Raw genomic sequence first — 23,427 nt, 5'->3', positions numbered from 1 at the left:
TTTTGGGGGTCCCTGAATTATTTAAGCTTTTTCCAAGAACTGATGATGATGATTCCTCCCACCAAAGCAATCGCTGCGGCCATGAATCCCGGCATCATTTTTCCATAGATGAAAAATCCGGTAGAAAATAAAGCCGAATACACCATAAAAGTCCCGGTGATCATGAGGCCGATTTCCTTGCCAAGAGTTCCTTTTTCTTCTTTTTCAGAAGGATAACGGTCAAGGACCTTTTTCCATCCCATTGAGGCCGGAGTGACTTTTCGGTAGAATGCTAAAAGCACCTCGTCTTTTTCCGGTTGAGTCAGAAAGGTGACGATCAGCCAGCCAATCGTGGTGATCGATACAGAGTAAATCAACTTCAAGTACGATTGATCCGCAGGAATGTCGATTAGGCCGATTTTGGGATTAATTACTTCAAAGAAAATGGCTACCACAAAGGAAATCGCCATCGCAGAGATCTCGGTGTAGGCATTGATTCTCCACCAAAACCAGCGAAGGATAAAGATCAAACCTGTACCCGCTCCGATTTGTAGCAGAATCTGAAAAGCATCCAATGCCGAAGAAAGCGCCAAAGCCAACAATGCGGAAAGTACCATCAGCAAAACGGTAGAAATACGGCCCACGGCAACCAACTCCTTGTCTGACGCTTCTGGTTTGATAAATCTGAGGTAGAAATCATTCACCACGTAGCTCGAGCCCCAATTGAGATGTGTGGATAGTGTGGACATCACCGCTGCGATCAAAGAAGCCAAAACAATCCCGATCAAGCCCGTGGGCAGATAGGTCAGCATGGCAGAATAGGCCAAATCATCGCCCAATTTATCCACAGGGATGTTAGGAAAAGCTTCTTGCAAATCGGAGATATTCGGGAAAATCACCAAGGAAGAAAGGGCAATGATAATCCACGGCCATGGTCTCAGGGCATAGTGTGCTATGTTGAAAAACAAAGTCGCTCCAATGGCATTTTTCTCATCCTTCGCAGATAGCATCCGCTGAGCGATGTATCCTCCACCTCCTGGCTCTGCACCGGGATACCAGGTTGCCCACCACTGAATGGCAATTGGCAGGATAAAAATAGGGATATACACATTGGGATCGGTAAAGTCAGGAATGAAGTCCAGCTTGGTTGCCACTACATCATGTGCCAAAAGATTGCTTAGAGAACCGATTTCCGGAAGGTCAAGGACGTAGTAAGCCGCTCCAAATGATCCCGCCATCGCGATGAAAAACTGGAAAAAATCGGTAAGCAAAACCCCTTTTAACCCCCCCAAGGAAGAGTAAACCACGGTAACAACAGAAGCGATAAGAAGCGTTTGAACCGGACTCAGGCCGAGCATCACCCCGCCGATTTTGATCGCAGCGAGTGATACCGTAGCCATAATGACCACATTAAAAAATACACCTAAGTAGATCGCACGGAAAGCCCTCAAAAAGGCAGCTCCTTTGCCGGAGTAGCGAAGTTCATAAAATTCCAGATCGGTCGTCACCTCCGATCTTCTCCACAGCTTGGCATACACAAAGACGGTCAGCATACCAGTGAGCAAAAACGCCCACCAAGCCCAGTTGCCTGCCACACCGTTTTTTCGGACGATATCGGTGACCAGATTTGGGGTATCGGCAGAGAAGGTCGTAGCGACCATGGATACGCCAAGTAGCCACCACGGCATATTTCTGCCGGAGAGAAAGAATTCTTTGGCCGAACTCCCTGCCGACTTGGCGGTGAACAATCCGATGAGAAGCGAAATAATAAAGAAGGCTGCGATAATGCCCCAATCCAAGGCGGTCACATTCATAAGGTCCTGGGTTTTATTTTGGCGATCAATTAACAAAAAAATTTTCTTAACTTTGAAAGTCTTTTTTAATATTTTTGAAAAATTGACGCTCTTTTTGCTCAATGGCCACCAGTTCCTTTAAGTGAAAATGAGGTCCGACGAATTTCTTTTCAAAATCCTTATGAAATGACCTCCGATCAGCTATCTAAACTTTATCCTGTTCTTGAAAATCAGCATATTAGCCTTTCCTCTTTTGGTGAGGGGCTGATTCATGAGACTTTTATGGTCGAATGCACTGATCACAAGTATATTCTTCAGGGCTTCAACGATGCTGTATTTCAGTTTCCTGATCGAATTGACCACAACCTAAGCCTTCTTTACACCCAGGTGGAGCAAAATCCCCTTCCATTTCAGCTTCCCCTTCCAATTTTGAATCGATGGGGAAGTGGGCTTTCGGACTGTGAGGGCAAAAAGTATCGGTTGTTTGAATTCGTTCAAGGGAAAACCTTGCAGCAAATTGATAGTTTGCATCAGGCTTTTTTAGCAGCTCAGGCCTATGGGGAATTTGCCGATTGGGCAAAAGTAATCGACGCGCATCAGATGCAGGAGACGATTCCGAATTTTCATCGCCTCGATCTGAGGTATGAAAAATTGGTCGAGGTGACAGATTCTTCGAAAAATTTGAATGAGGAAGAATCGGGAATTCTTGATTTTTATTTGAGCCAAAAGCCACTGACCGATTGGTATTTGACTCAATTGGAAAATCTTCCGCTCCGGGTGATGCACAACGATACCAAAATCAACAACCTGATTTTCTCAAAAAATCTGGAAAAAGTCGAAGCTTTAATCGACTTGGATACCTTGATGGGAGGGTATTTGATGTATGATTTCGGGGATTTGGTGAGGACAGTGGCCTGTAGTCTTCCGGAAACGGCTACACAGTGGGATTCGATTCAGCTTATTCCGGAAGTATTTAGTGAACTTCTGAAAGGATATTGGGACGGGATTAAAGGATTTTCAACTTTGGCAGAAAGCCGATCCATCCTTCTCGGTGGTGAAGTGATGACTTTGATGATGGGTTTGCGATTTTTTACGGACCATTTGCAGGGCAATATCTATTATCGTGTGAGTTATCCTGAGCAAAACTTCCACCGGGCCAAAAACCAGATGATTTTTCTCCAAAGTCAACAGGAACAAAGGGAAAGGCTAAATCAAATCTGGGAGAAGATTACCGGACTCGGTTAATTCCTGACTATTCCCTCCAATTCTTTTGGGAAAAGACTCACTTGAGGTTTATTTTGCTTTTCCCTAAAATCAGCTTCCTTGACTGGCATTTTTGATACCCGCATCGAGTACCTCAAAGGCGTCGGCCCGCAAAAGGCCGAACTCCTCAATAAGGAGCTGAATATTTTTACTTACGGGGATTTGCTGCAACATTATCCCTTTCGGTACGAGGACCGCACCAAGTTTTTCAAAATCCGAGACCTGAATGAAGAGCTCGAAAACGTGCAGGTCATGGCTCGGATCAAAAGTGTGGAACTGATCGGAACGGGTGGGAAAAAGAGACTGGTTGCTCTGGTTTTTGACGAAACCGGGGAGATGGAGATGACTTGGTTTAAAGGAATCCAATGGGTAGTGAAAAAGCTGCCTATCGGTGCGGTGTTCATCTTTTTTGGAAAACCTGCACTATATGGACGCAAATGGTCCATGGCTCATCCGGAAATGGAACCGATCACGGCAGCCAATGAAAAACGAAACACCTTTCAGCCGGTATATTCCACGACGGAAAAGTTGAGGGCAAAATTCCTGGATTCAAAAGGTATCTCGAGAATTCTCGAAGTGTTAGTGCCTTTGGTTTTTCCCCAAATTCCCGAGACGCTTTCTCCCGAAATTCTCCATCAGTATCAATTGATCGGAAAGCAAGAAGCCATTCGACAGATCCATTTTCCGACTTCGCCGGAGCTATTGCATCGAGCGAGGAAGCGTTTGAAATTTGAAGAGTTTTTCTACCTGCAGCTTAGACTGCTGATGCTCAAACTGACCCGAACCGAGAAGTTTCGGGGACAATCTCTCGGAAGCACCGATTTGCTGACCGATTTTTATAAAAACCACATTCCTTTTGAGCTCACCAATGCCCAAAAGCGGGTGATTCGGGAGATTTACGGGGATATGAAATCGGGAAAACAGATGAACCGACTGATTCAAGGCGATGTGGGAAGCGGAAAAACGATGGTGGCTTTTATTTCTATGTTGATTGCAATCAGTTCGGGTGCACAGGCTTGTTTGATGGCCCCTACAGAGATTTTGGCCAATCAGCATTATGAGGGGCTAAAAGGCTATGCCGAAATGATGGGTTTGAAAATCGCCCTTCTTACCGGCTCGACCAAAAAGTCCGCCCGTAAAGTCATCCATGAAGAGCTGCTTAGTGGAGACTTGAAAATCCTCATCGGTACCCATGCCTTGCTGGAAGATGTGGTCCAATTCCAAAATCTGGGCTTGGCGATCGTGGATGAGCAGCATCGCTTTGGTGTAGCTCAACGTGCCAAGCTTTGGGCAAAAAATGAGGAATTTATCCCGCATGTGCTAGTCATGACGGCTACGCCGATTCCAAGAACCTTGGCAATGACGCTTTATGGGGACTTGGATGTCTCGGTGATTGATGAATTGCCTGCGGGGAGAAAGCCTATTCAGACTGTGCACCGATATGATAAGGATCGTTTGAAAGTCTTCGGTTTTATCAATGAAGAAGTCAAAAAAGGTCGACAAGTGTACATCGTCTATCCCCTGATTGAGGAATCCGAAAAGATGGATCTGAAAAATCTGATGGATGGGTATGAAAGTATCGCTCGGGCTTTTCCCCAATACCACCTCAGCATCGTCAACGGCAATATGAAAGCCGAGGACAAAGACTACGAAATGCAGCGTTTTGTCAAAGGCGAAACCCAAATCATGGTAGCGACCACCGTGATCGAGGTGGGTGTCAATGTGCCCAATGCTTCAGTAATGATCATCGAGAACGCGGAGCGATTTGGACTTTCACAACTGCATCAGCTACGCGGCCGGGTCGGTCGAGGTGCTGACCAAAGCTATTGTATCCTGATGAGCAAGTACGAATTGAGCAAGGACTCCAGAATCCGACTGGAAACGATGGTCAGAACGAACGACGGATTTGAGATCGCCGATGTAGATCTAAGGCTGAGAGGACCGGGAGACCTGATGGGGACGCAGCAGAGCGGGATTACCGATTTAATGATCGCAGACTTGAGCAAAGATGCCGCCTTGTTGACTTTGGCCAGAGATGCCGCCCAGCAGTTGTTGGCCAATGATCCAGAACTTGGTCAACCGGAGAATGCTGCCATTTTAAGACAGGTCAGGCAGCAGAAAAAAACGGCAATGAATTGGAGCCGAATCAGTTGATTTCGGAGTTCAAATTTCGGACTTCGGATTTACTTTTTCCTGGTGAAAAGGCTTCCTATTCGTCGGAAAATCTGCTTTTCCTTTTCCCAGAAGAACTTAAACTGCCCAAAGATAAACCCATAGATCAGCAGGATGATTTGGTAAAGAGGTAGGACTAATAGCAGATACAATACTGTATTGAGAAACCCTTGACCTCCACCCCGCTCGATGCCAAAAAAATCCAGAATCGGATTTTTAATAAACAAAATAGTGAAGCCCGTGCAGGCAAATACCACCAATACCATCACTACTTGGAATAGACTTTCAAGTTTCCATTTAGTTTGAAGGCGGTGGAGAAATCCGGGTTTTTCTTTTTGCATGAGATGAAATTAGGAATAAAAGGTTAGCCACAGATACCACAGGTAAAATCTGAGCATCTGTGGCTTTGTATATTTTACCAGGTAAACACGCCCTCATTCAAGCTTTTCAAGGCTTGTGTCTTATACTGAGCATCTACTAGGATGGACACATTGTGCTTACTTCCACCAAAAGAAACCATGCGAACAGGAATATCAATCAAGGAATCCAGTACGGACTGGACAGCTCCTTTGGTCTCTGCTACTTTGTTGCCTACCACACAGATAATCGCCTGATTACGGTCGATCTCTACGGTGCCAAAGCTCTCCAATTCCGCTTGAATCTGCTCCAAATGACTCAGATCATCAATGGTCACCGAAACCGCTACTTCAGACGTGGTGATCATATCGATCGGTGTTTTGTACTTTTCAAACACTTCGAAAATCCTTCTCAAGAAACCATAGGCCAAAAGCATGCGGCTGGATTTGATCTTGATGGCGGTGATGCCATCCTTAGCTGCGATAGCTTTTACTCCCGTAGTTTCTACTGCAGCTTTGATCAGCGTTCCACCCGCATCCGGTTGCATGGTATTTAGCAATCTGACAGGAATATTGTGCAATTGAGCTGGCCAAATGGATGCCGGATGAAGAATTTTGGCACCAAAGTAGGCTAACTCAGCGGCCTCGTCGAAAGACATTTCAGCAATCGGACGGGTACGGTCCACGATTCTTGGATCATTATTGTGCATGCCATCGATGTCGGTCCAAATTTCACAGACTGAAGCGTTGATCGCAGCAGCTACCAATGATGCGGTGTAGTCACTTCCTCCACGCTTGAGGTTATCGACTTCGTTTCGGTGATTTTTGCAGATATAGCCTTGGGTGATAAAAAGTCTTTCATTAGGATACTGGGATAAAATCGCCTTCAGCTTTTCGGAGATTTTAGGAAGTTCCGGTTCAGAATTCTCATCAATACTCATGAAATCCAAGGCAGGAAGAAAAACTGCCGGAATCTGCAATTCTCCCAAAAGGGTGTAAAACAATTTAGTAGAAAGCATCTCGCCCTGAGCCAAGATATCCCGGTTGATCGCCTCATTGAAAGAGATCTTCAAGAGGATATTCAAAAACTCAAAGTGCTCCTTAATGATTTCTTCTGCTTTGGCTCTTGCCTCGGCTGTCTCAAGTAGAGCCGGATAAAAGGTCAGATAGTGAGCATGCAAGGCATCAATCCGGTCTTTAGCCAGGGATTTATCCGCTGCAGCTAATGCCTCTCCTATTCCTACCAAGGCATTGGTTGTACCAGACAAGGCAGAAAGCACCACGATGGTGGGTTCATCCCCACGGGTAATCAAGTCTTTGACTTGGTGCATGCGCTCCGGACGGCCCACAGAGGTGCCGCCAAACTTCATGATTTTCATAATTTAAACTAGCGTCAATATAGGTTTGAGATTAAAATCCGAGCATTTTGATGGCGGTGATAGCCGCTTCATCCCCTTTGTTTCCATGCTTTCCTCCGGCGCGATCGAGAGCCTGCTGCTGCGTATTTGGAGTCAAAACCCCAAAAATCACCGGCTTGTTGTATTTCAAGCTGACATTGGTAATGCCGTGGGCAACAGCATCACAGATAAAGTCAAAGTGACGGGTTTCACCCTGTATCACACAACCCAAGCAAATCACCGCGTCAATGTCTTCATCCTGAGCACACCACTGTGCGCCTAGGGATAACTCAAATGAGCCGGGAACATTTTTACGGATGATATTTTCTTTCTTTGCCCCATGCTGAAGCAATGTTTGATAGGCTCCGGAGTAGAGCGCCTCAGTTACTTCTTCATTCCACTCGGACACCACGATGGCAAACTTCTTTGCACTGATGTCCAGGATATTTTTTGAACTGTACTCGCTAAGGCTTTTAAGTGAGGTTGCCATAAATAGTTGATTTTGAAAGTGGGTAAAACAAAAAAGAGTAAGACCCCAAGGCCTTACTCTTCTAGTATGCATACATGAGAAGCATTACTTAGCGGCAAGGCCTTCTAAGCGAGCTTTATGTTTTCGAGCAGCAGCGTACTCAAATGATTCATAGTATTTCTCTTCAATCTCGGCGTAGGTTTTGATTGCGTCCTGTACCTTTCCTGCTTCTTCCTGAGCCACCGCAAGCTTCGCCAAATACTTCGGAGTCATGTATTTGTTCTCGTTGGTGCGAGCAGCTTTTGTATAGTTGGAGATAGCAATATCAACATTACCCAACTCGAGGTTGGCATCACCGATTAAGGAGTAGGCTTTGGCCTGTACCAAATAGTCGTCTGCAGAGAATTCTTCCAAATGCGTCAACGCTTCTTGGAATTTTTTCTGAGAAAGATAAATAGAACCGATGTAGAAGTTTGCCAGGTTGGCTGCATCAGTACGGGGATAATCCTCCACAATGGAAAGAAGTCCTTTGTTGATTCCGTCACCATTTAGGGCAAATTCCACACTGTCTTGCTCAAAGAAATACACCGCCTGAAACATTTCAGCCTGTGCTTTTTCATTTTGGTTCTGATTATTGATTTGAAAGAAAAGAATTCCCCCGATCAAAATCACCGCAGCGGCGATTACCCCTGCCAATACTTTGCTATTCTGTTTCAAAAAAGCCTCGCCTCTACCGATTCGCTCTGCGATCACTTCTGGGTTTTCAAGAAGTTCGTTTTGGTCTGCTTTTTTAGATTGCTTAGTTGCCATGTTACTCAAAATTTCGGTCGCAAATATACGGTTTTTATCAAATTCACAAAGGCCAACAAAAAAGCCATGAAGTGCGAAAGACTTCATGGCTTTCTGTGACTTAGGTGAGGTCATTATTCCATCACAAATGGATAATCTTCCTGAACGTATACGTCCTTGAAAGCATCCATTCCATCAGGCCAAGGGGACTCTTCGGCAAATTTCACAGCCTCGTCCACTTGCTTTTTTACTTTTTTCACCACAGCCTCGATTTCTTCCTCGGTCATGATCTTATTGTCCCGGATCGTCTTGAGCACTTGCTCGATCGGATCGCGTTGTTTGTATTCCTCGACTTCTTCCTTGGTTCTGTATTTTTGAGGATCTGACATGGAATGCCCCTTGTATCTATAGGTCCTAAATTCCAGCAATGTAGGTCCATCTCCTCGTCTGGCACGATCCGCAGCTTCAGCTACTGCCTCATGCACTGCTTCCACGTCCATTCCGTCCACAGGGAAGGAAGGCATGTCGTATGCCTCTCCAATTTTGTACAGTTCGGTCACATTGGAGGTACGGGCTACAGAAGTACCCATCGCATATCCGTTGTTTTCGATCACAAAAATCACCGGAGATTTGTAGAGCATAGCAAGGTTGAATGCTTCATGCACTGCTCCCTGACGAACTGCCCCATCTCCCATTTTGGTGATGCAAAGATTTTTGGTCCCGGCATATTTTTCGGCAAAGCCGATACCCAAGCCCATCGGTACCTGAGCACCTACAATCCCATGACCTCCCAAGAAATTTCTTTCTTTGTCAAAAATGTGCATGGAACCACCTTTGCCTTTGGTAGTACCGGTAGCCTTGCCAAACAGCTCAGCCATCACAGCTCCCGGATCTGTCCCCAACCCTAGCGGATGCGCATGGCAACGGTAAGCAGTGATCCACTTGTCATCTTTGGTCAAGGCGGTAATCGCACCTGAAGCACAAGCCTCCTGTCCGATATACAAGTGACAGAAACCTCTGATTTTTTGCTGGCCATAAAGCTGGCCCGCTTTCTCCTCAAACCTTCTCATTAAGAGCATGCTTTCATACCAGTAAGCATAGGTTTCTTTGGAATATTTCACTTTGGACTTAGCCGCTGCAGTTTTCTTCGCCATATCGTACTAATCAAAATATGCTATTTTAGGCCCCAAATATAGCAATCCCGACCTAAAAATCAGGCTGCCATTCAAATAATTCCCGCTTCCATGCTTTTGGAGTCCCTTGACCTCATCCAGTTTAAAAATCACCTTAAAACCAGCTTGGTCTTTAGCCCGCAGATCAACTGTCTTTTGGGATTGAATGGCAGCGGGAAAACCAATATTCTCGATGGCATTCACTACCTCTCCTTGACCAAAAGCGCGGTACAAAGCAGTGATAGCTTGAATATTTCGCATGGGCTGGACTTTTTTACCATCAAAGGGAAGCTTCAAATCGAAGGAAAACCACTGGAAGTTCGCTGCTCTTTTGAAGCAGGGAAAAAGAAACAGATCTTCCAAAACGGCAAAGCGCTGGACAAAACCAGCGAGCATGTGGGGCTCATTCCACTCGTCCTGATTGCTCCTGACGATACCGAACTCATCAAAGGAGGCAGCGAGGGTCGAAGGAAATTTTTTGATGGACTGATCTCCCAACTAGACCGAAGCTACCTCGATCAATTGATCCGCTACCACCATTACCTTAAACAGCGTAATGCCCTGCTTAAGCAATTTGCTGAGACAGGCAGGCGAGATCTCACCCTGCTCGGAAGCTATGATCAGGAGCTTATCCGACTCAGCTTGCTACTAGCCCGGCGACGGGCAGACTTGATGCAGGTAATGGGACCGGTCCTTCAGGAATATTACGAGGAGATTTCGCTTGGCAGGGAAAAAGTAGAGGTAATCTATGAAACGGAAGCCCTTAGAGCGGATTTTGAGGCCTACTATCTAAGCCTACGTCAAAAAGACCTTGCTACCAAAAACAGTAATGCCGGCATTCACAAGGACGACTTTGAGTTCCGCATCGGAACCCATCCGCTTCGCAAGATCGGGAGTCAGGGTCAGCAAAAGTCCTTTATCATCGCCTTAAAGCTGGCGCAGTTTCAGATCTTCGAACAAGCCAAAGGAGAAAAGCCTTTACTTCTGTTGGACGATATCTTTGACAAGCTCGACGACGACCGGATTGCCAAGTTGATGGAATTGGTATCCAAAGGAACATTCGGACAGATCTTCCTCACCGATGCCCGACCGGAGCGCTCTAGAGGGATTTTGGGAGCTTTGGATGTGGAGGTGTTCTTTTTTGAAGTGGAAAAAGGTGAGGTGAAAAAATAAAGGAAAGAGCCTTTGACCTCTTTCGGAATTAATACTCCCTGATCAACACCTCCGCAGGAATTTTCAGCTTCTCGTTGAGTTTTCGGATCATAGCAAGACTCAGTTTACGCTTCCCGGATAGAATTTCCGATTTTCTGGATCTTGCACCTAAAATTTCAGAGAGCCCCGACTCCGAAATGCCCATCTGATCCAATCGGAATTTTATCGCTTCAATAGGGTGAGGTTTTGGTATTGGGAAATGCTCGTTTTCATATTCTTTGATCAGAATAGAAAGGACCTCCAACTCATCGGAATCTTCTGACTCTGGGGCCAAATCCAGTTGCATCAATTCGTAAGCACGCTCCAAAGCAATTTCATACTCGTTGTTATTTTTTATTGGCTTTATCATAGCTGATGATTTTTGAGTCTGTTTGGTCGTATTGCTGATGAGTTCCAAACCATATAATGAAAACTATTTTTAGGCGGTATTCAATATCTACTATCAAACGAAAGGAATTACCGTGAATATTGAAAATCACTCTTTTGGAGGAGATAATTGAAGCATTTTGAAATTGAGATTTCAATTGATTCGGATTATTCCACTCTGCGGCAACAACCTCTTCATGCCATGCCAAAAGACTTTGTTTTGCCTTTGGATAGTTAACACACCATTCCTTTAGTGTCTTGACAGCTATAACCCGCATGTTCAAATATACAAAATTGTTACCGTTTTGGTTACAGTGGGTTAAAAATAAAAAAAGAGGCCGAAGCCTCTTTCCTTATTTCCACAAATCTGCCGGATATTCTCCTTCTTGATGCAGCTTCTGAAGTGCCTCGATGACCACGGGTCTGTCCTCTGTGTAGGTAACTCCAAACCAGGTTTTCCCTCCCGGCAGAATCTCAAATGCTGCCTTTCCTGCTTTGATAAGGTTATTGGCTACGGTTGGGATGTAGAACTCTGACTTCAGGTTTTCCCGATTGGCAGGAAGAAATTCATTCCACATCGCCTCGATATCTCCGAATACATCCGGATGAAATCCCCAAAAATTCATACTCACGGGTGTATTCTCAGCAATCTCCAAAACTTCACCTTCTCCTCGGCTAAGGATTTTGTCCCCTTCCCTTGCGATAGAAGTGCGCTCGGTCATCCCGATCAGCTGTCCTTTTTCATTGGTTTCGCAGACACCTCGGCTGACGGTTCCGTTTTCAGAAAGTACATTCTGAATCGCATAGCCCACCATGGCATGCAGGTCTGGGCGAACTTCCGTGGAGAGAAACTTGCCCAATACCTCAAAGGCCTCTTTTCCATAAAAATCATCCGCATTGATCACGGCGAAGGGCTCCTTCACTGCATCTTTGGCGCAGAGTACCGCATGGGCAGTGCCAAAAGGCTTCACTCGATCGGCTTGCTTCAGTTCGGCGGGTACAAAGCTATCCAGCGACTGTATCACCCAATCCACTTCGATTTTGCCTTCCAGCTTGGGAAGGAATTTTTCCTTAGCCACTTCCAGAATTTCCTGACGGACAATAAAGACCACCTTGCCAAATCCGGCACGAATGGCGTCAAAAATGGAGTATTCGAGGATGGTTTCGCCGTTGGGTCCGAAACCGTCAATCTGCTTATTCCCTCCATAGCGACTGCCCATTCCGGCAGCCAATACGAGGAGTGTTGGTTTGTTAGTCATTTTCAGTCCTTTAAAAAAACGCTGGCAAAATTAGTCCTTATTCCCAGCCCAACAAATTCAATATTCTCTGTATGCAGCTTAAAATTTAACCCTCTTAAATACAAATATTGACATCTGAATAGAATTACCGGATAATTATCTACCCTAAAACAAGAATAAGTACTGTTTATTCTGATAAACTGGTTAATTTTTAAACCTGTATTTTGATTTTCACATAATTTTTCTCTTACTTTCCTGCCAGATTCACAAAAAACCATTAAACCTGTTGATAAAATGAAAAAAATCGAGGCGATTATCCGCACATCGCGCTTTGATCAGATCCACACCTGTGTGTCCAAAATGGGGGTCAAATTCCTATCCTTTTACGAAGTCAAAGGGATGGGATTTGAGCATGCCAGGCAAGAAATGTATCGAGGAGTAGCTTATGAACCTGCCTACATTCCCCGCACCAAACTGGAGATTGTCGTTCCGGATGATTTGGCTGAAGGGGTGATCAACTGCATTCTTAAAGAAGGCAAGACCGGAGAAGTCGGAGACGGAAAAATCTTTGTGTATGATGTATTGGAGGCCTATCGAATCCGAAACACTGACACCGGCGAGGCGGCCCTTTAATTCCTGTTCTTTAAAAATTACCGAACCTATTTAGACCTATGCAAGAACCTGTTCAAGACCTATTCACGGTCAATAATCTTTGGATGATGATCTCGACCATTTTGGTCTTCATCATGCACCTTGGCTTTGCTACCCTCGAGGCCGGGCTTACCCGTGCCAAAAACACGGTCAACATCTTATTTAAAAACACCATCATCCCGGCCATAGGATTATTGACCTATGCCTTGGTTGGATTCAACCTGATGTATCCCGGCGCAGATTTTGCCGGATCCATTTTCGGTTTCGCGGGATTTGGACTTTCTCTTCCTGAAGGATGGGATACCAGCGCATACAATGAAGGGTATACCTTCTTTACTGATTTCATCTTCCAGGCTATGTTTGCGGCCACTGCTGCCACTATTGTATCCGGTGCTGTCGCAGAGCGGGTCAAATTAGGGCCCTTCATCACTTTCTCTCTTCTTTATGTGGGAATTTGCTACCCGATCGTGGGCATGTGGAAATGGGGAGGAGGATTTCTCCATGAACTTTCTACACCTTTTTATGACTTTGCGGGATCGACTATCGTCCATTCAGTCGGGGGTTGGGGTGCATTGGTCGGAGCATTTTTACTCGGACCCAGAATCGGGAAATACACCCCAACAGGCATGAAGGCTATTCCCGGGCATAATCTGCCAATGGCCACGATGGGCGTCTTTCTTCTCTGGTTTGGCTGGTTTGGATTCAATGGGGGCTCAGTACTAAGTGCCGATCCCGGAGCAGTTTCCAAAGTATTTGTAACTACCTCTCTGGCAGCTGCTGCCGGTGCAATCGGGGCACTGATCGCCTCCTATTTCAAGTTCAAAACCTATGATATTACGATGGTACTCAACGGGATATTGGCAGGCTTGGTAGGTATCACCGCCGGAGCGGATCAAATGGGCGTTACAGATTCGATCATCATTGGATTTATCGGAGGCGCACTGGTGGTATTTGCCGTAGTCCTATTTGACAAAATCAAAATCGATGATCCGGTAGGCGCCATCTCTGTGCACTTGGTGGGAGGCATCTGGGGCACGCTGGCAGTAGGGATTTTTGGAGATCTTGCAGGATGGGGACAGCTCTACGCCCAGCTTTTGGGGATTGCTTCCGTGGGTTTGTTTTGCTTTGCCACTTCCTGGTTAATATTCTTCTCTCTGAAACGCACGGTGGGAATCCGAGTAGATGAAAAAGAGGAAATCGAAGGTCTCGATATCAACGAGCACAGTATGAGGGCCTATCCCGATTTTGCTCCCAAAGATTAAACAACCAACTTTTATAAAAAAGCCCTGAGAATTGATTTTCCAGGGCTTTTTGGTTTACTGCAAAGTGGAATCGTTAATAAGTTGGTTTAAAATATCGATTTAGAATCGGTTGATAGGTAAGTCCAAACCTATCGTAACACCAATCCCGGAATTCATCAATTTCAGTCGGCATTAAATACCGAAGGCCTTTCTTCAATTCGCGCTCAAACAAGTATCTGTTGAAGCTTACTTTTTGCAAAATGGTCTTCACATATTCTAGCATAGCAGTACTGATTTGGGTTTATTAACTGATTTTAAGTGTTCCAACGGGGTCAATTCCGAAGATGTTACGTTATTTTGGAGGCTCTTAATCCGGAATTACCCTAATTTCGCAATCATGATCAAAACGACACTTCGACTGGCTTTCGTATGCATGGCCATGCTTCTTGTAAGTTTTTCTTTTGGACAGGAAGTACAAATCGAGCTTGGCCCTGATGAAATCGGGCTAAACGAAACGTTCACGATCAAAGTCACCCTGTCCAATGACAAGATCAAGTCCTACGATCAGTTTCCGGAGATCCAGGGATTCCAAAAGCAAGGCATCTCCCAATCCTCCTCGATGAATATCATCAATGGGCAGATGAGCAGCTCCAACAGTATCATCCAATACTATAAACCCTCCAGAAAAGGACAGTTTACTTTGGGGAATTTTTCGATTCAGATCAATGGAGAATCCTACTCGTCTCCCGGAAAAAGGATCACCGTCACCGATGCCACCTCCTCCCAAAATCCCGGAGGAAATGTGTTTGACCCATTCGCGGAATTTTTTGGAAGACCTGCCGAAGAGCCGGAATTTATAGAATTGGATGATGATGCTTTTTTCTCCGTGTCGGTGGATAAAGAGGAGGTTTTTGCAGGTGAGGGCTTTACCGTAAATATTGCTTTTTATATGTCTGAACAAAATCAGGCTCCTTTCACCTGGCATGAGCCCGGCAAACAACTGGACACTATTTTGAAAAAAATTAAACCCACGAATGCTTGGGAGGAAAATTTCAATATCACCAATATTGAACCCAGTGTAGTCGATATCAACGGCAAAAAATGGAATAAGTACAAGGTTTACGAGGCCACCTTTTTCCCTTTTTCGGAAGGAAATATAGAAATTCCGAGAGTTCCCTGGGAAATGATCAAATACCGGGTGGCCAAAAACCCGTCCTTTTTCGGCGCAAACAGGCAGGAGGATTTTAAAACCTTTTTCTCTACCTCAAAAACGATCAAAGTAAAACCACTCCCCCCGCATCCACTCAAAAATGAAGTAGCGGTGGGAATCTATCAACTACGGGAAAATATCAGTACGCTGGAAGCCGAAACCGGGGAGGGAGTCAACTATAACTTCGGGATTTCCGGAGTGGGAAATATTAACTCAATTGCCGCTCCAAAGCGCCTTCCCGGTGCGAATCTCAACACCTTTGACCCCAATGTCCGTCAGCAAATCAACCGGGGATATGGGCGGGTGTCCGGGATCAAAGAATTCAATTATTTCATTACACTCAATGAGGCTGGAGACTATCAGCTCAGGGACTATTTCTATTGGATCTACTTTGACCCCATCCGTGCCGTATATGACACCCTCCGTCCGGAGGCAAAAATCATAGTATCCGGAGAGTCAAAAATCAATCAGGCCCTATCCGGACAAAGACTGGGAGGAATCTACGATCGTATCGGCACAGAAAGTAACCAGTTTTCAAACGAGCAATATAAATACTATTTTACGGCCGCAATTAACCTGCTCTTACTTGGAGCAGTAGTCTTACTAGCGGTCCTGATAATCAGAAAAAAATAATGGGTAATTCATTTGGAAGGCTTTTCAGAATCACCACGTTTGGTGAATCACACGGAAAAGCTTTGGGGGCAATCATTGAGGGATGTCCGGCAGGATTGGAATTGGATGAGGAAAAAATCCGGCTCGAAATGCAACGCCGCAAACCCGGCCAATCCAAAATCACCACCCAGCGAAAAGAGGAAGACGAATTCGAGTTACTTTCCGGTGTATTTGAGGGAAAAACCACAGGCACACCCATCGGGATTGTCATTCAGAATTCGGATCAAAAAAGCAAAGACTACTCCCATATCTCAGACAAATTTCGACCAAGCCATGCGGATTACACCTATTTTGAAAAATACGGTATTCGGGACTATCGTGGCGGCGGCCGATCCAGCGCCAGAGAAACAGCAGCTCGGGTCGCCGGAGGAGCGATTGCCAAGCAATTTTTAGCCTCCAAGGGCATTCAGATTCAAGCGTATGTATCTCAGGTAGGCGAATTGGCACTTGAAAAAACCTATCAAGAACTCAACCTCGACCTCGCCGAGGAGAATATCGTCCGATGCCCGGATCCGGAATTGGCCGATCAGATGATCGCATTGATTGATACGGTCCGACTGGAAAGAGACACCATCGGAGGAGTTGTGTCTTGTGTGATCAAAAACTGTCCTCCCGGATTGGGAGAACCTGTTTTTGACCGGCTTCATGCCGAACTCGGCAAAGCAATGCTGAGCATCAATGCGGTCAAAGGATTTGAATATGGAAGTGGATTTGAAGGGGTCAAAATGAAAGGATCCCAACATAATGACAGTATTGTCAATGAGTCCGGAAAAATCCATACCACCACCAACCACTCCGGTGGAATCCAAGGCGGAATCAGCAACGGAGAAGACATTTATTTCCGGGTTGCATTCAAGCCGGTAGCCACGATCATGCAAGACCAAACTTCGATCAATGAGGCAGGAGAATCAGTCACTGTAAGCGGAAAAGGACGCCATGACCCTTGTGTGGTCCCCAGAGCAGTACCGATCGTGGAGGCTATGGCGGCCTTGGTAATTGCAGACTTCTTGCTTATTTCCAAAACGAATAAACTTGCAGAAATATAAACCCCATTCATTTTGAAAAAATTACCTCTACATACTCAAATCATTATCGGACTGGTGCTGGGATTGGCCTTTGGGCTGGTTGCTATCCAGTTTGGAATCCCAAAATGGGTTACACTTGACTACATCAAGCCCGTCGGTACAGTATTTATCAACGGTCTCAAAATGATCGCCATGCCACTCGTTTTGGCATCTCTGATTATCGGGGTTTCCAACCTTGGTGACATTTCCAAATTGAGTAGGATCGGGGGAAAAACACTGATGGCCTTCTTGATTACCACCATTATTGCCATCTGTACCGGTTTGGGTTTAGTCAATCTTTTCGAGCCGGGTGAAGGCTTGCCTGACTCTACCCGCGAAAGCTTAATGGCCATGTATGAAGGAGATGCCGGAAAAAGAGCCGAAGCTGCTGCAGAACTTCAGGATCAAAGTCCCTTACAACCGTTGGTCGATATGGTGCCTCAAAACCTATTTCAGGCAACCACTGATAATGCGGCTATGTTGCAGGTGGTATTCTTTGCCATCCTTGCGGGGATTGCTCTCCTCCAGATCCCAAAGTCAAAAGCGGAACCCGTTGTGGCATTTTTTGACGGCCTGAATGATGTGATTATCCAGATTGTCAATTACATCATGATCATAGCCCCCTATGGCGTATTTGCCTTGATGGCTTCTTTGATCGTGGAGATTGCAGGCGACAATCCCGAATCGGCAGTCACTTTGCTTTTGGCTTTACTTAAATACAGCCTTATTGTATTGGGAGGATTGTTCTTTATGATGCTGGTGATCTATCCACTTCTTCTAAAATCCTTCACCCGGGTAAAATATGCGGACTTTTTCAGGGCAATTCGACCCGCACAGCTTTTGGCTTTTTCCACCAGTTCAAGCTCGGCTACTTTACCGGTCACCATGAAGCTTTCAGAAGAAGAATTGGGCGTATCTGAAAACATTTCCAGCTTTGTTCTGCCTTTAGGCGCTACTATCAACATGAACGGAACCAGCTTATACCAAAGCGTCGCTGCGGTATTTATCGCTCAGGCTTTGGGAATGGACTTGACCTTCTCCCAGCAGGTGATGATCGTCCTGACCTCTACCTTGGCAGCAATTGGTTCCGCGGGAGTTCCTGGAGCAGGTTTGATTATGCTGATCGTAGTGTTGGAATCCATTGGGGTACCTGCAGCAGGGATTGCCCTGATCATGGCCCCAGATCGGATTCTGGATATGTTCCGGACTGTGGTCAATGTTACCGGAGACGTGGTGGTCACTACCGTAGTCGCCAGCACCGAAGGTGAACTGCCGGATGGATTAATCCGAAAGAGCAACCCTTTGACTCCGAACGAATCGGTTCAAGAAAATTCTTAACTATCAAAAGCCCGGTTGATTCCGGGCTTTTTTGTCAGTAGGCTATAAGAAACGATATCAAGCGGTCAAATTCCTCATCGGTAATTGCCGGGAAATTGGCGATTCGGAAACTGGTGGGCTTCAATGGCCCATAACCACTCCCCAACTGCATCCCTTCTTTTTCAGCAGCTTTTTTTACAGATGAAATCAATTCTTCTGAACCTGATACAGCCAAAACTGTGGTGCTTCGGGTAGCCTCATTGTCTACCAAAAGACGAAACTTTGGCGATTTTGCGATTGCAGTTTCCAGCTTTAACATACGCTTTCTGAGTCGGGTATCAACTTTCTGGATTTCCTCCAGATCTTTGAGCACACGATTCAATAAGTAAATCCCAAATACATTTGGCGTGTAATGCGTCTGGTAGCCTGCTGCATTTTCAAGTATAAAATTCAGGCTGTTGTAGCGACCTTTTTCGCCTTTGCGCTTTGCTTTTTCTATTGCTTTAGGCGAAACAATCAGAATCCCCAAGCCCGCTGGAAGTCCAAAGCATTTCTGCACAGAAGCATACCAGATATCTGCCAAGGAAAAATCCAATTCGATTCCACCCATCGACGAAGTGGTATCCACGGCAATCATTTTTTCGGGATACTTTTCTTCTAATTCCTTCAGAACAGACATAGGTACCTGACTAGCATTGGCTGTCTCATTCTGGGTAACCGCGATCAAGTCAAATGCTTCTCCTATAGCCAAATTGGGAACATCAATGGACTGATTGGCCTCGATTTTTAAGGCTTCAGTAGCAGGAATGATATGCTTGGCAAATTCAAGCCATTTTTTTCCAAAGGATCCAGAATAAATATGGAAGCTGGCCTTTTCCACGACAGACTGCGAGATGATCTCCCAGTTTTCGGTGGCAGAAGACGTGAAAAGCAATTTGTAGTCAGCAGGCATGTGCAGCTTTTCGCGCATCAGCTGCTCGGTCTCTTGGTAGAGATTCATAAATACACCGCTGCGATGATTGGCACTCAGAATGCCTTGCATGTATGCGTCCTGCATGTATCGGGGCAAGGCATCATATACCTTGGAAGGCCCGGGAGCAAATGTGATCATAGTTCAGGAGAATTGAGAAAATAGAGCACTCCAAGTTCGTATCCTTTGAGGCCTAGGCCGGAGATCATGCCCACACAGGATTTGGAAATGATGCTTTTGTGGCGAAATTCTTCCCTTTTGTAAATATTGGAAATGTGAACCTCCAAGGTCGGAGTGGTCACGCCTGCAATGGCATCAGAGATTGCCACGGAGGTGTGCGTGTATCCTCCGGCATTGAGTAGAATCGCATCAAAGGTGAATCCCACCTCATGGATTTTATTGATCAGTTCACCTTCTACATTGCTCTGGAAATAGTGAAGATGGACTTGCGGGAATCGTTTTTTGAGTTGCTCAAAGTAATCCTCAAAAGATTCACTGCCGTAGATTTCGGGCTCTCTTTTTCCCAAGAGGTTGAGATTGGGCCCGTTGATGATTTGAATATTCAAGGTAAAATAGGTTGATCTGTATGCTCAAAGTTAAAGACTCCTTTCAAGCTTCCAACGGGTTAGCAATTAATCCTTTCGCTCCTTGATTCTGAAAAGATAGGCCAAGGTAAATTCAAGATTGGTTGAACTCATGTCAAAAACGCGATCCTGTGATTCTGGATTGGTAAAATCGTAGGCAAATCTGGCTTCTGCAGAGAGGGTACTTTTGCCAAAAAGCTTGGAAATCCCCGCCCCAGCCGTGATTCCATACATCAATTTATTGGGATTATCCCCCGGCTGACCAAAGGTGGGCAGTTCCCTTGGCGTGGTTCCGGAATACGTTCTACTGATATCTTTTACGGAGCGAAGCATGCCCAAATGGGGACCAGCTTTGATTTGAAATCTTCCCGATCGACCAGCAAACACGCTAGCCAAGAGTGGGACTTTAAAGTAAGTGAATTCCGTTTGGTTTAACTCGCCTTCTTCATTCAGCTGTCTAAACCCAATGGTCAATTGCTGCACGTTGAGCTCTATCCCTGCATTTTTTGAATCGAAATATTCAAAAACAAAAGCAAATGTAGGAGCAGAAACTCCTTCCACAGACCGACTTCGTGTCCCGGCGGAAGCCTGGTAACTGTAAGAGGAGGTTGAATATCCTCCACGGATTCCTACACTGAGTTGAGCCCAAGCCAAACACGGGAAAAGACAAAAAGCGATCAGCAATGTTATTTTATTCATGACCAAAATTAAGGGAATTCCCTGCCTTTAGTTTTACTTCTTATTCAGGACAAAGGTTCCTTGAATGATTTCCCCCGCCACGGTAAGCCCCCGCACTTCCACCACCACAGGCCCGGTGGTATCATTGGAATAAAACGTAAAGATCAATTCTCCCTTTTCATCGGTGACCAAATAAGGATTCCAATACAACGTCTGTCGATCGTCTTTTTCTATTTGAGGGGATGAATTTTCATAGTCTACAGGTATAAAATTTCCAGGTGGCTGATACCCTTCGATCATAAACTCTACCATGCCCAGACCGGAGAGCTCATTATTTGGATTCAATTTATCCTTCAAATAAATAGCAATTACTCCATTTCTTCCCTGGTCACCCAGCATGGGTACCATCCGTGAGACTACTTCAACCCGATCTATGTCAAAAGGATTGATGGACCGGATATTATCTGACACTGAAGTGCCTCCTCCCGTCACCAGGACCACCCCGTCCAGCATCACCACAGGCTCCATGGAAATGCTTCCCGACATGGCCCCTCCCCGCAGGCGGATCATTTGCCTGCCGGTACCGGGGACCAAAGTAACCTGAGCTCCTGGAATATTTCCCACCAAGCTATTGACCAAATCAATCGAACTGCCTGTTTTGGTTAATTTTTCTCCCTCGATGATAAAATCAGGACTGCCATAAATGGCTTTCCGGCCTGCTTTTTCCGCAGGTTTAGTATCTTGCTCTGTGACTTCTTCCGGTATTTCCACTCCCCGGATAGGTGTAGCTAAGGTCGTCACTCGGGGAAAAATAAAATCCGTCGGCAAAGCCACAGGAGCCTTCAAAGGAGCATCCACTTTCACGACCAGAGGCTTTCCTTTCTTATCCGAAGCCGCAAATCCCAATCGCATAGGCCCATAAAATTCCATTTCATCCAAGTTGAAATTTCCCTCCGTATTAGACTGCAATTCGATCATCCCCTGGAAATCATTCACAAAAGCGGTCACATCAGCAGCCACTCCTTTGCCTTTTTCATCACTTACCTTACCGGAGAATCTCAGTTGCTTTTCCACCGGATAGGAAAAACGATCAAGCCCCAAGGTCTCTGATACACCCGAAAGGTTCAAACTTTGATTCATCTCCGGGTAGCGCTGAATGGATACCAATTGCTCTGCATCCCACACACCCACTGAGAGTGTAGAGGCAGCAGGACGGCCTTTGGGATCGGTCAGTTTGAGCGTAATGGTTACTTTCTCTCTTACTCCAAACACAATTTTATCGGACTGCAAGGACACTCCCTCGTTGGTCCAGGCAGAGACAGATTCCTCATTGATAATCCGCTTGTATGGATTTAGCACCGAAAGGGGCTGCATGAAATACTGATTTGGACCATAGTTTCGCATCCAATTGGTATAGGCGCGGAGGAAATAGGTCTCCCCGCTGAGTGTATCCGGCAAGTAAAAATCCCCGACCACAATCCCATCTCGAATCGGAAACTTTTTCTCGATCACCAAATCCCTATCGCCGCTGATTACCTCTACATGAAGCACCTTGCTCAATTCATCACGCAAATACGGATTGCCATAGGCAAAGTAGCCTTTGAAAAAAAGTTGATCACCCGCGTAATAATAGGGTTTGTCGGTATGGAGATAAATTTTTTCCTGATAGTTTTTGGCGGTTTTCGCCAAGTCCTGAAGCAGAATTGCTTTTTCGGCATTATAGTCCAGCGGAAGCAGGTTGGAAATCCGCTTTCGGTCCATATCTCCGGAGAAAACCACATCCTCGGGATTGAGCACCATGCCGTTTTCTTTCACTTTGACCTGACCTTTGGTTACTTCCAGCCATGAAATGGGATAGGGAGCATCCTTGTAAGTGTTGGCTTGGGCAAAGCCTTTTTGGTAATGGATCTCAATTCTCCCTTTCAGATTGAGTAGGTAGGTACCCGGCGGACTAGTGGGTGTGACCAAAGGATCTGCTTTGTAAGGCACCACAGATTTGCCGAGTTCATTGGCGAAAATATCTGAGCGCATATTCATGCTGGCAGAACCTCCAGCTTTGTCTCCATAGAGGTAAAAGCCCTCCCGCTCGTGAGCTCCTTTGAGCATGGCCCGAAACATGTTCATGGGAGATTTGCGGTACACATCGGCCCGGTTTTTCTCCCAAGTAGATTTTTGGATCTCAGACTCGGGCTTCATTTCTTCAAATCTTGCTGCCCCCACGATTCGGTAATTGGTCGGAGAATCAAAGAAATCTTTGAGGTTGAAGGTGATTTTATAGCCTAAAAAGACATTTTCGATCTCGATGGGCTGATCTGCTTTGGCGACAAAACCGCCTTTCTCAGCAGCTACCGGAAAGTCAATGACCCAAGGATTGAGGATGGTAGTTTTGGCGGCTGCCTCATCAATTCCGATAAAAAGGTTCTGGAATTTACGAAGATCACGTTCCCAATTTTTGTCCCGGGAGGCCTTGATTTCCACATCGGAAAGCTCCTGCGCGAATGGTTTCAAACTCAAATTGACGGTTAAAGTACCTCCGGCATTAAGCGTTAATTTTCTGGTCTCGGCCACATAGCCCATGAAGGAAAATCCCAATTCCAAAGGTCCAGCCTCCAAGCCGGAAAGCATGTATTTTCCTTCCATATCCGTGACTGTGGACAGGGTGGTATTGTTGACAAAGACACTACAGAAAGGCAAGGTTTCACCGGTTTCCGCATCTTTGATTTGACCGGTGATGGTGCCTGTTTGTGGAAAAGCAAATGCCAAACTGGAGATCAAGGCAAAAAGTGTGAGAAAAAACTGCTTCATTTCATCTGTTTATAATTTGATTTTTAATG

General features: G+C 45.6%; 22 protein-coding genes. 8 read left to right on the top strand and 14 right to left on the bottom strand.

All coding sequences use genetic code 11. The features are described 5' to 3' along the window. Nucleotides 1-17: 17 nt before the first annotated feature. A complete protein-coding gene (locus tag CLV31_RS15165) occupies nucleotides 18-1,793 on the bottom strand; it encodes a sodium:solute symporter family protein (RefSeq protein ID WP_111393803.1) in 1,776 nt (591 codons plus the stop codon). A gap of 165 nt (nucleotides 1,794-1,958) precedes the next feature. Here CLV31_RS15165 and CLV31_RS15160 point away from each other — a divergent pair, with 165 nt between their 5' ends. Together CLV31_RS15160 and recG are read left to right on the top strand one after the other, a co-directional pair. Continuing rightward, a complete protein-coding gene (locus CLV31_RS15160; RefSeq protein ID WP_111393750.1) occupies nucleotides 1,959-3,017 on the top strand; it encodes a phosphotransferase enzyme family protein in 1,059 nt (352 codons plus the stop codon). A 78-nt stretch (nucleotides 3,018-3,095) separates the two neighbouring features. Further along, nucleotides 3,096-5,189 carry an ATP-dependent DNA helicase RecG gene (gene recG, locus CLV31_RS15155; protein ID WP_111393749.1) on the top strand — a complete coding sequence of 698 codons (2,094 nt, stop codon included), beginning with the start codon at nucleotides 3,096-3,098 and terminating at the stop codon, nucleotides 5,187-5,189. Nucleotides 5,190-5,218: 29 nt separating this feature from the next. Here recG and CLV31_RS15150 read toward each other — a convergent pair whose 3' ends face one another. The 5 genes from CLV31_RS15150 to pdhA form a co-directional block, all read right to left on the bottom strand. After that, nucleotides 5,219-5,548, bottom strand: coding sequence for a DUF6787 family protein (locus tag CLV31_RS15150; protein WP_111393748.1), 330 nt, complete (start codon nucleotides 5,546-5,548; stop codon nucleotides 5,219-5,221). A 74-nt stretch (nucleotides 5,549-5,622) separates the two neighbouring features. Then, nucleotides 5,623-6,942 (bottom strand): aspartate kinase, encoded by a 1,320-nt coding sequence (locus tag CLV31_RS15145; protein ID WP_111393747.1) that lies wholly within the window; start codon nucleotides 6,940-6,942, stop codon nucleotides 5,623-5,625. A gap of 31 nt (nucleotides 6,943-6,973) precedes the next feature. Continuing rightward, nucleotides 6,974-7,450: a 6,7-dimethyl-8-ribityllumazine synthase gene (gene ribH, locus CLV31_RS15140; RefSeq protein ID WP_111393746.1), complete on the bottom strand. Its 477-nt coding sequence runs from the start codon at nucleotides 7,448-7,450 to the stop codon at nucleotides 6,974-6,976. Between the two features lie 84 nt (nucleotides 7,451-7,534). Beyond that, nucleotides 7,535-8,239 (bottom strand): tetratricopeptide repeat protein, encoded by a 705-nt coding sequence (locus CLV31_RS15135; RefSeq protein WP_111393802.1) that lies wholly within the window; start codon nucleotides 8,237-8,239, stop codon nucleotides 7,535-7,537. Between the two features lie 113 nt (nucleotides 8,240-8,352). Continuing rightward, nucleotides 8,353-9,372 (bottom strand): pyruvate dehydrogenase (acetyl-transferring) E1 component subunit alpha, encoded by a 1,020-nt coding sequence (pdhA, locus tag CLV31_RS15130; RefSeq protein ID WP_111393745.1) that lies wholly within the window; start codon nucleotides 9,370-9,372, stop codon nucleotides 8,353-8,355. A 90-nt stretch (nucleotides 9,373-9,462) separates the two neighbouring features. Between pdhA and recF the strand changes: the two genes are divergently transcribed. Next, nucleotides 9,463-10,563: a DNA replication/repair protein RecF gene (recF, locus tag CLV31_RS15125; RefSeq protein WP_111393744.1), complete on the top strand. Its 1,101-nt coding sequence runs from the start codon at nucleotides 9,463-9,465 to the stop codon at nucleotides 10,561-10,563. Between the two features lie 28 nt (nucleotides 10,564-10,591). On the opposite strand, the gene CLV31_RS15120 is transcribed toward recF, so the two are convergent. The 3 genes from CLV31_RS15120 to CLV31_RS15110 all read right to left on the bottom strand — a co-directional run bounded on the left by CLV31_RS15120 (nucleotide 10,592) and on the right by CLV31_RS15110 (nucleotide 12,227). Further along, nucleotides 10,592-10,951 (bottom strand): helix-turn-helix domain-containing protein, encoded by a 360-nt coding sequence (locus tag CLV31_RS15120; RefSeq protein ID WP_111393743.1) that lies wholly within the window; start codon nucleotides 10,949-10,951, stop codon nucleotides 10,592-10,594. After that, nucleotides 10,929-11,246, bottom strand: coding sequence for a type II toxin-antitoxin system HigB family toxin (locus CLV31_RS15115; RefSeq protein WP_111393742.1), 318 nt, complete (start codon nucleotides 11,244-11,246; stop codon nucleotides 10,929-10,931). The genes CLV31_RS15120 and CLV31_RS15115 overlap by 23 nt, the downstream gene beginning before the upstream one ends. Nucleotides 11,247-11,321: 75 nt before the next feature. Beyond that, entirely contained in the window at nucleotides 11,322-12,227 is a 906-nt protein-coding gene (locus tag CLV31_RS15110) for a nucleotidyltransferase family protein (RefSeq protein ID WP_111393741.1), read from the bottom strand. A 273-nt stretch (nucleotides 12,228-12,500) separates the two neighbouring features. Between CLV31_RS15110 and CLV31_RS15100 the strand changes: the two genes are divergently transcribed. Then, nucleotides 12,501-12,839, top strand: coding sequence for a P-II family nitrogen regulator (locus CLV31_RS15100; RefSeq protein ID WP_111393739.1), 339 nt, complete (start codon nucleotides 12,501-12,503; stop codon nucleotides 12,837-12,839). A 38-nt stretch (nucleotides 12,840-12,877) separates the two neighbouring features. Beyond that, nucleotides 12,878-14,119 (top strand): ammonium transporter, encoded by a 1,242-nt coding sequence (locus CLV31_RS15095; protein WP_111393738.1) that lies wholly within the window; start codon nucleotides 12,878-12,880, stop codon nucleotides 14,117-14,119. A gap of 73 nt (nucleotides 14,120-14,192) precedes the next feature. Here the strand turns inward: CLV31_RS15095 and CLV31_RS22070 are convergent, their stop codons facing one another. Further along, nucleotides 14,193-14,381, bottom strand: a complete 189-nt coding sequence (locus CLV31_RS22070) for a hypothetical protein (protein WP_111393737.1) — start codon at nucleotides 14,379-14,381, stop codon at nucleotides 14,193-14,195. Between the two features lie 114 nt (nucleotides 14,382-14,495). On the opposite strand from CLV31_RS22070, the gene CLV31_RS15085 reads away from it, so the two are divergent. From CLV31_RS15085 to CLV31_RS15075, 3 genes are read left to right on the top strand one after another with little or no spacing between them, the layout of a single operon-like run. Then, on the top strand, nucleotides 14,496-15,941 hold the full coding sequence (locus tag CLV31_RS15085; protein WP_111393736.1) for a BatD family protein: 1,446 nt from the start codon (nucleotides 14,496-14,498) through the stop codon (nucleotides 15,939-15,941). Further along, nucleotides 15,941-17,026 carry a chorismate synthase gene (gene aroC, locus CLV31_RS15080; RefSeq protein ID WP_111393735.1) on the top strand — a complete coding sequence of 362 codons (1,086 nt, stop codon included), beginning with the start codon at nucleotides 15,941-15,943 and terminating at the stop codon, nucleotides 17,024-17,026. Before CLV31_RS15085 ends, aroC begins: the two co-directional genes overlap by 1 nt. Before the next feature lie 9 nt (nucleotides 17,027-17,035). Next, nucleotides 17,036-18,382, top strand: coding sequence for a dicarboxylate/amino acid:cation symporter (locus tag CLV31_RS15075; protein ID WP_111393734.1), 1,347 nt, complete (start codon nucleotides 17,036-17,038; stop codon nucleotides 18,380-18,382). A 34-nt stretch (nucleotides 18,383-18,416) separates the two neighbouring features. On the opposite strand, the gene CLV31_RS15070 is transcribed toward CLV31_RS15075, so the two are convergent. The 4 genes from CLV31_RS15070 to CLV31_RS15055 all read right to left on the bottom strand — a co-directional run bounded on the left by CLV31_RS15070 (nucleotide 18,417) and on the right by CLV31_RS15055 (nucleotide 23,398). After that, the gene (locus CLV31_RS15070; protein ID WP_111393733.1) at nucleotides 18,417-19,472 is read right to left on the bottom strand and encodes an aminotransferase class V-fold PLP-dependent enzyme; all 1,056 of its coding nucleotides are present in this window, start codon (nucleotides 19,470-19,472) and stop codon (nucleotides 18,417-18,419) included. Next, complete coding sequence (aroQ, locus tag CLV31_RS15065; protein ID WP_111393732.1) at nucleotides 19,469-19,897, bottom strand: type II 3-dehydroquinate dehydratase; 429 nt, start codon at nucleotides 19,895-19,897, stop codon at nucleotides 19,469-19,471. Before aroQ ends, CLV31_RS15070 begins: the two co-directional genes overlap by 4 nt. 66 nt (nucleotides 19,898-19,963) lie before the next feature. Further along, nucleotides 19,964-20,614: an outer membrane beta-barrel protein gene (locus tag CLV31_RS15060; RefSeq protein WP_111393731.1), complete on the bottom strand. Its 651-nt coding sequence runs from the start codon at nucleotides 20,612-20,614 to the stop codon at nucleotides 19,964-19,966. A 33-nt stretch (nucleotides 20,615-20,647) separates the two neighbouring features. Then, nucleotides 20,648-23,398: a TonB-dependent receptor gene (locus CLV31_RS15055; protein ID WP_111393730.1), complete on the bottom strand. Its 2,751-nt coding sequence runs from the start codon at nucleotides 23,396-23,398 to the stop codon at nucleotides 20,648-20,650. Between the last annotated feature and the right edge of the window lie 29 nt (nucleotides 23,399-23,427).

It is taken from the genome of Algoriphagus aquaeductus (assembly GCF_003253485.1).
Lineage (GTDB): Bacteria > Bacteroidota > Bacteroidia > Cytophagales > Cyclobacteriaceae > Algoriphagus > Algoriphagus aquaeductus.
This window is presented reverse-complemented; position numbering and strand designations above follow the sequence as displayed.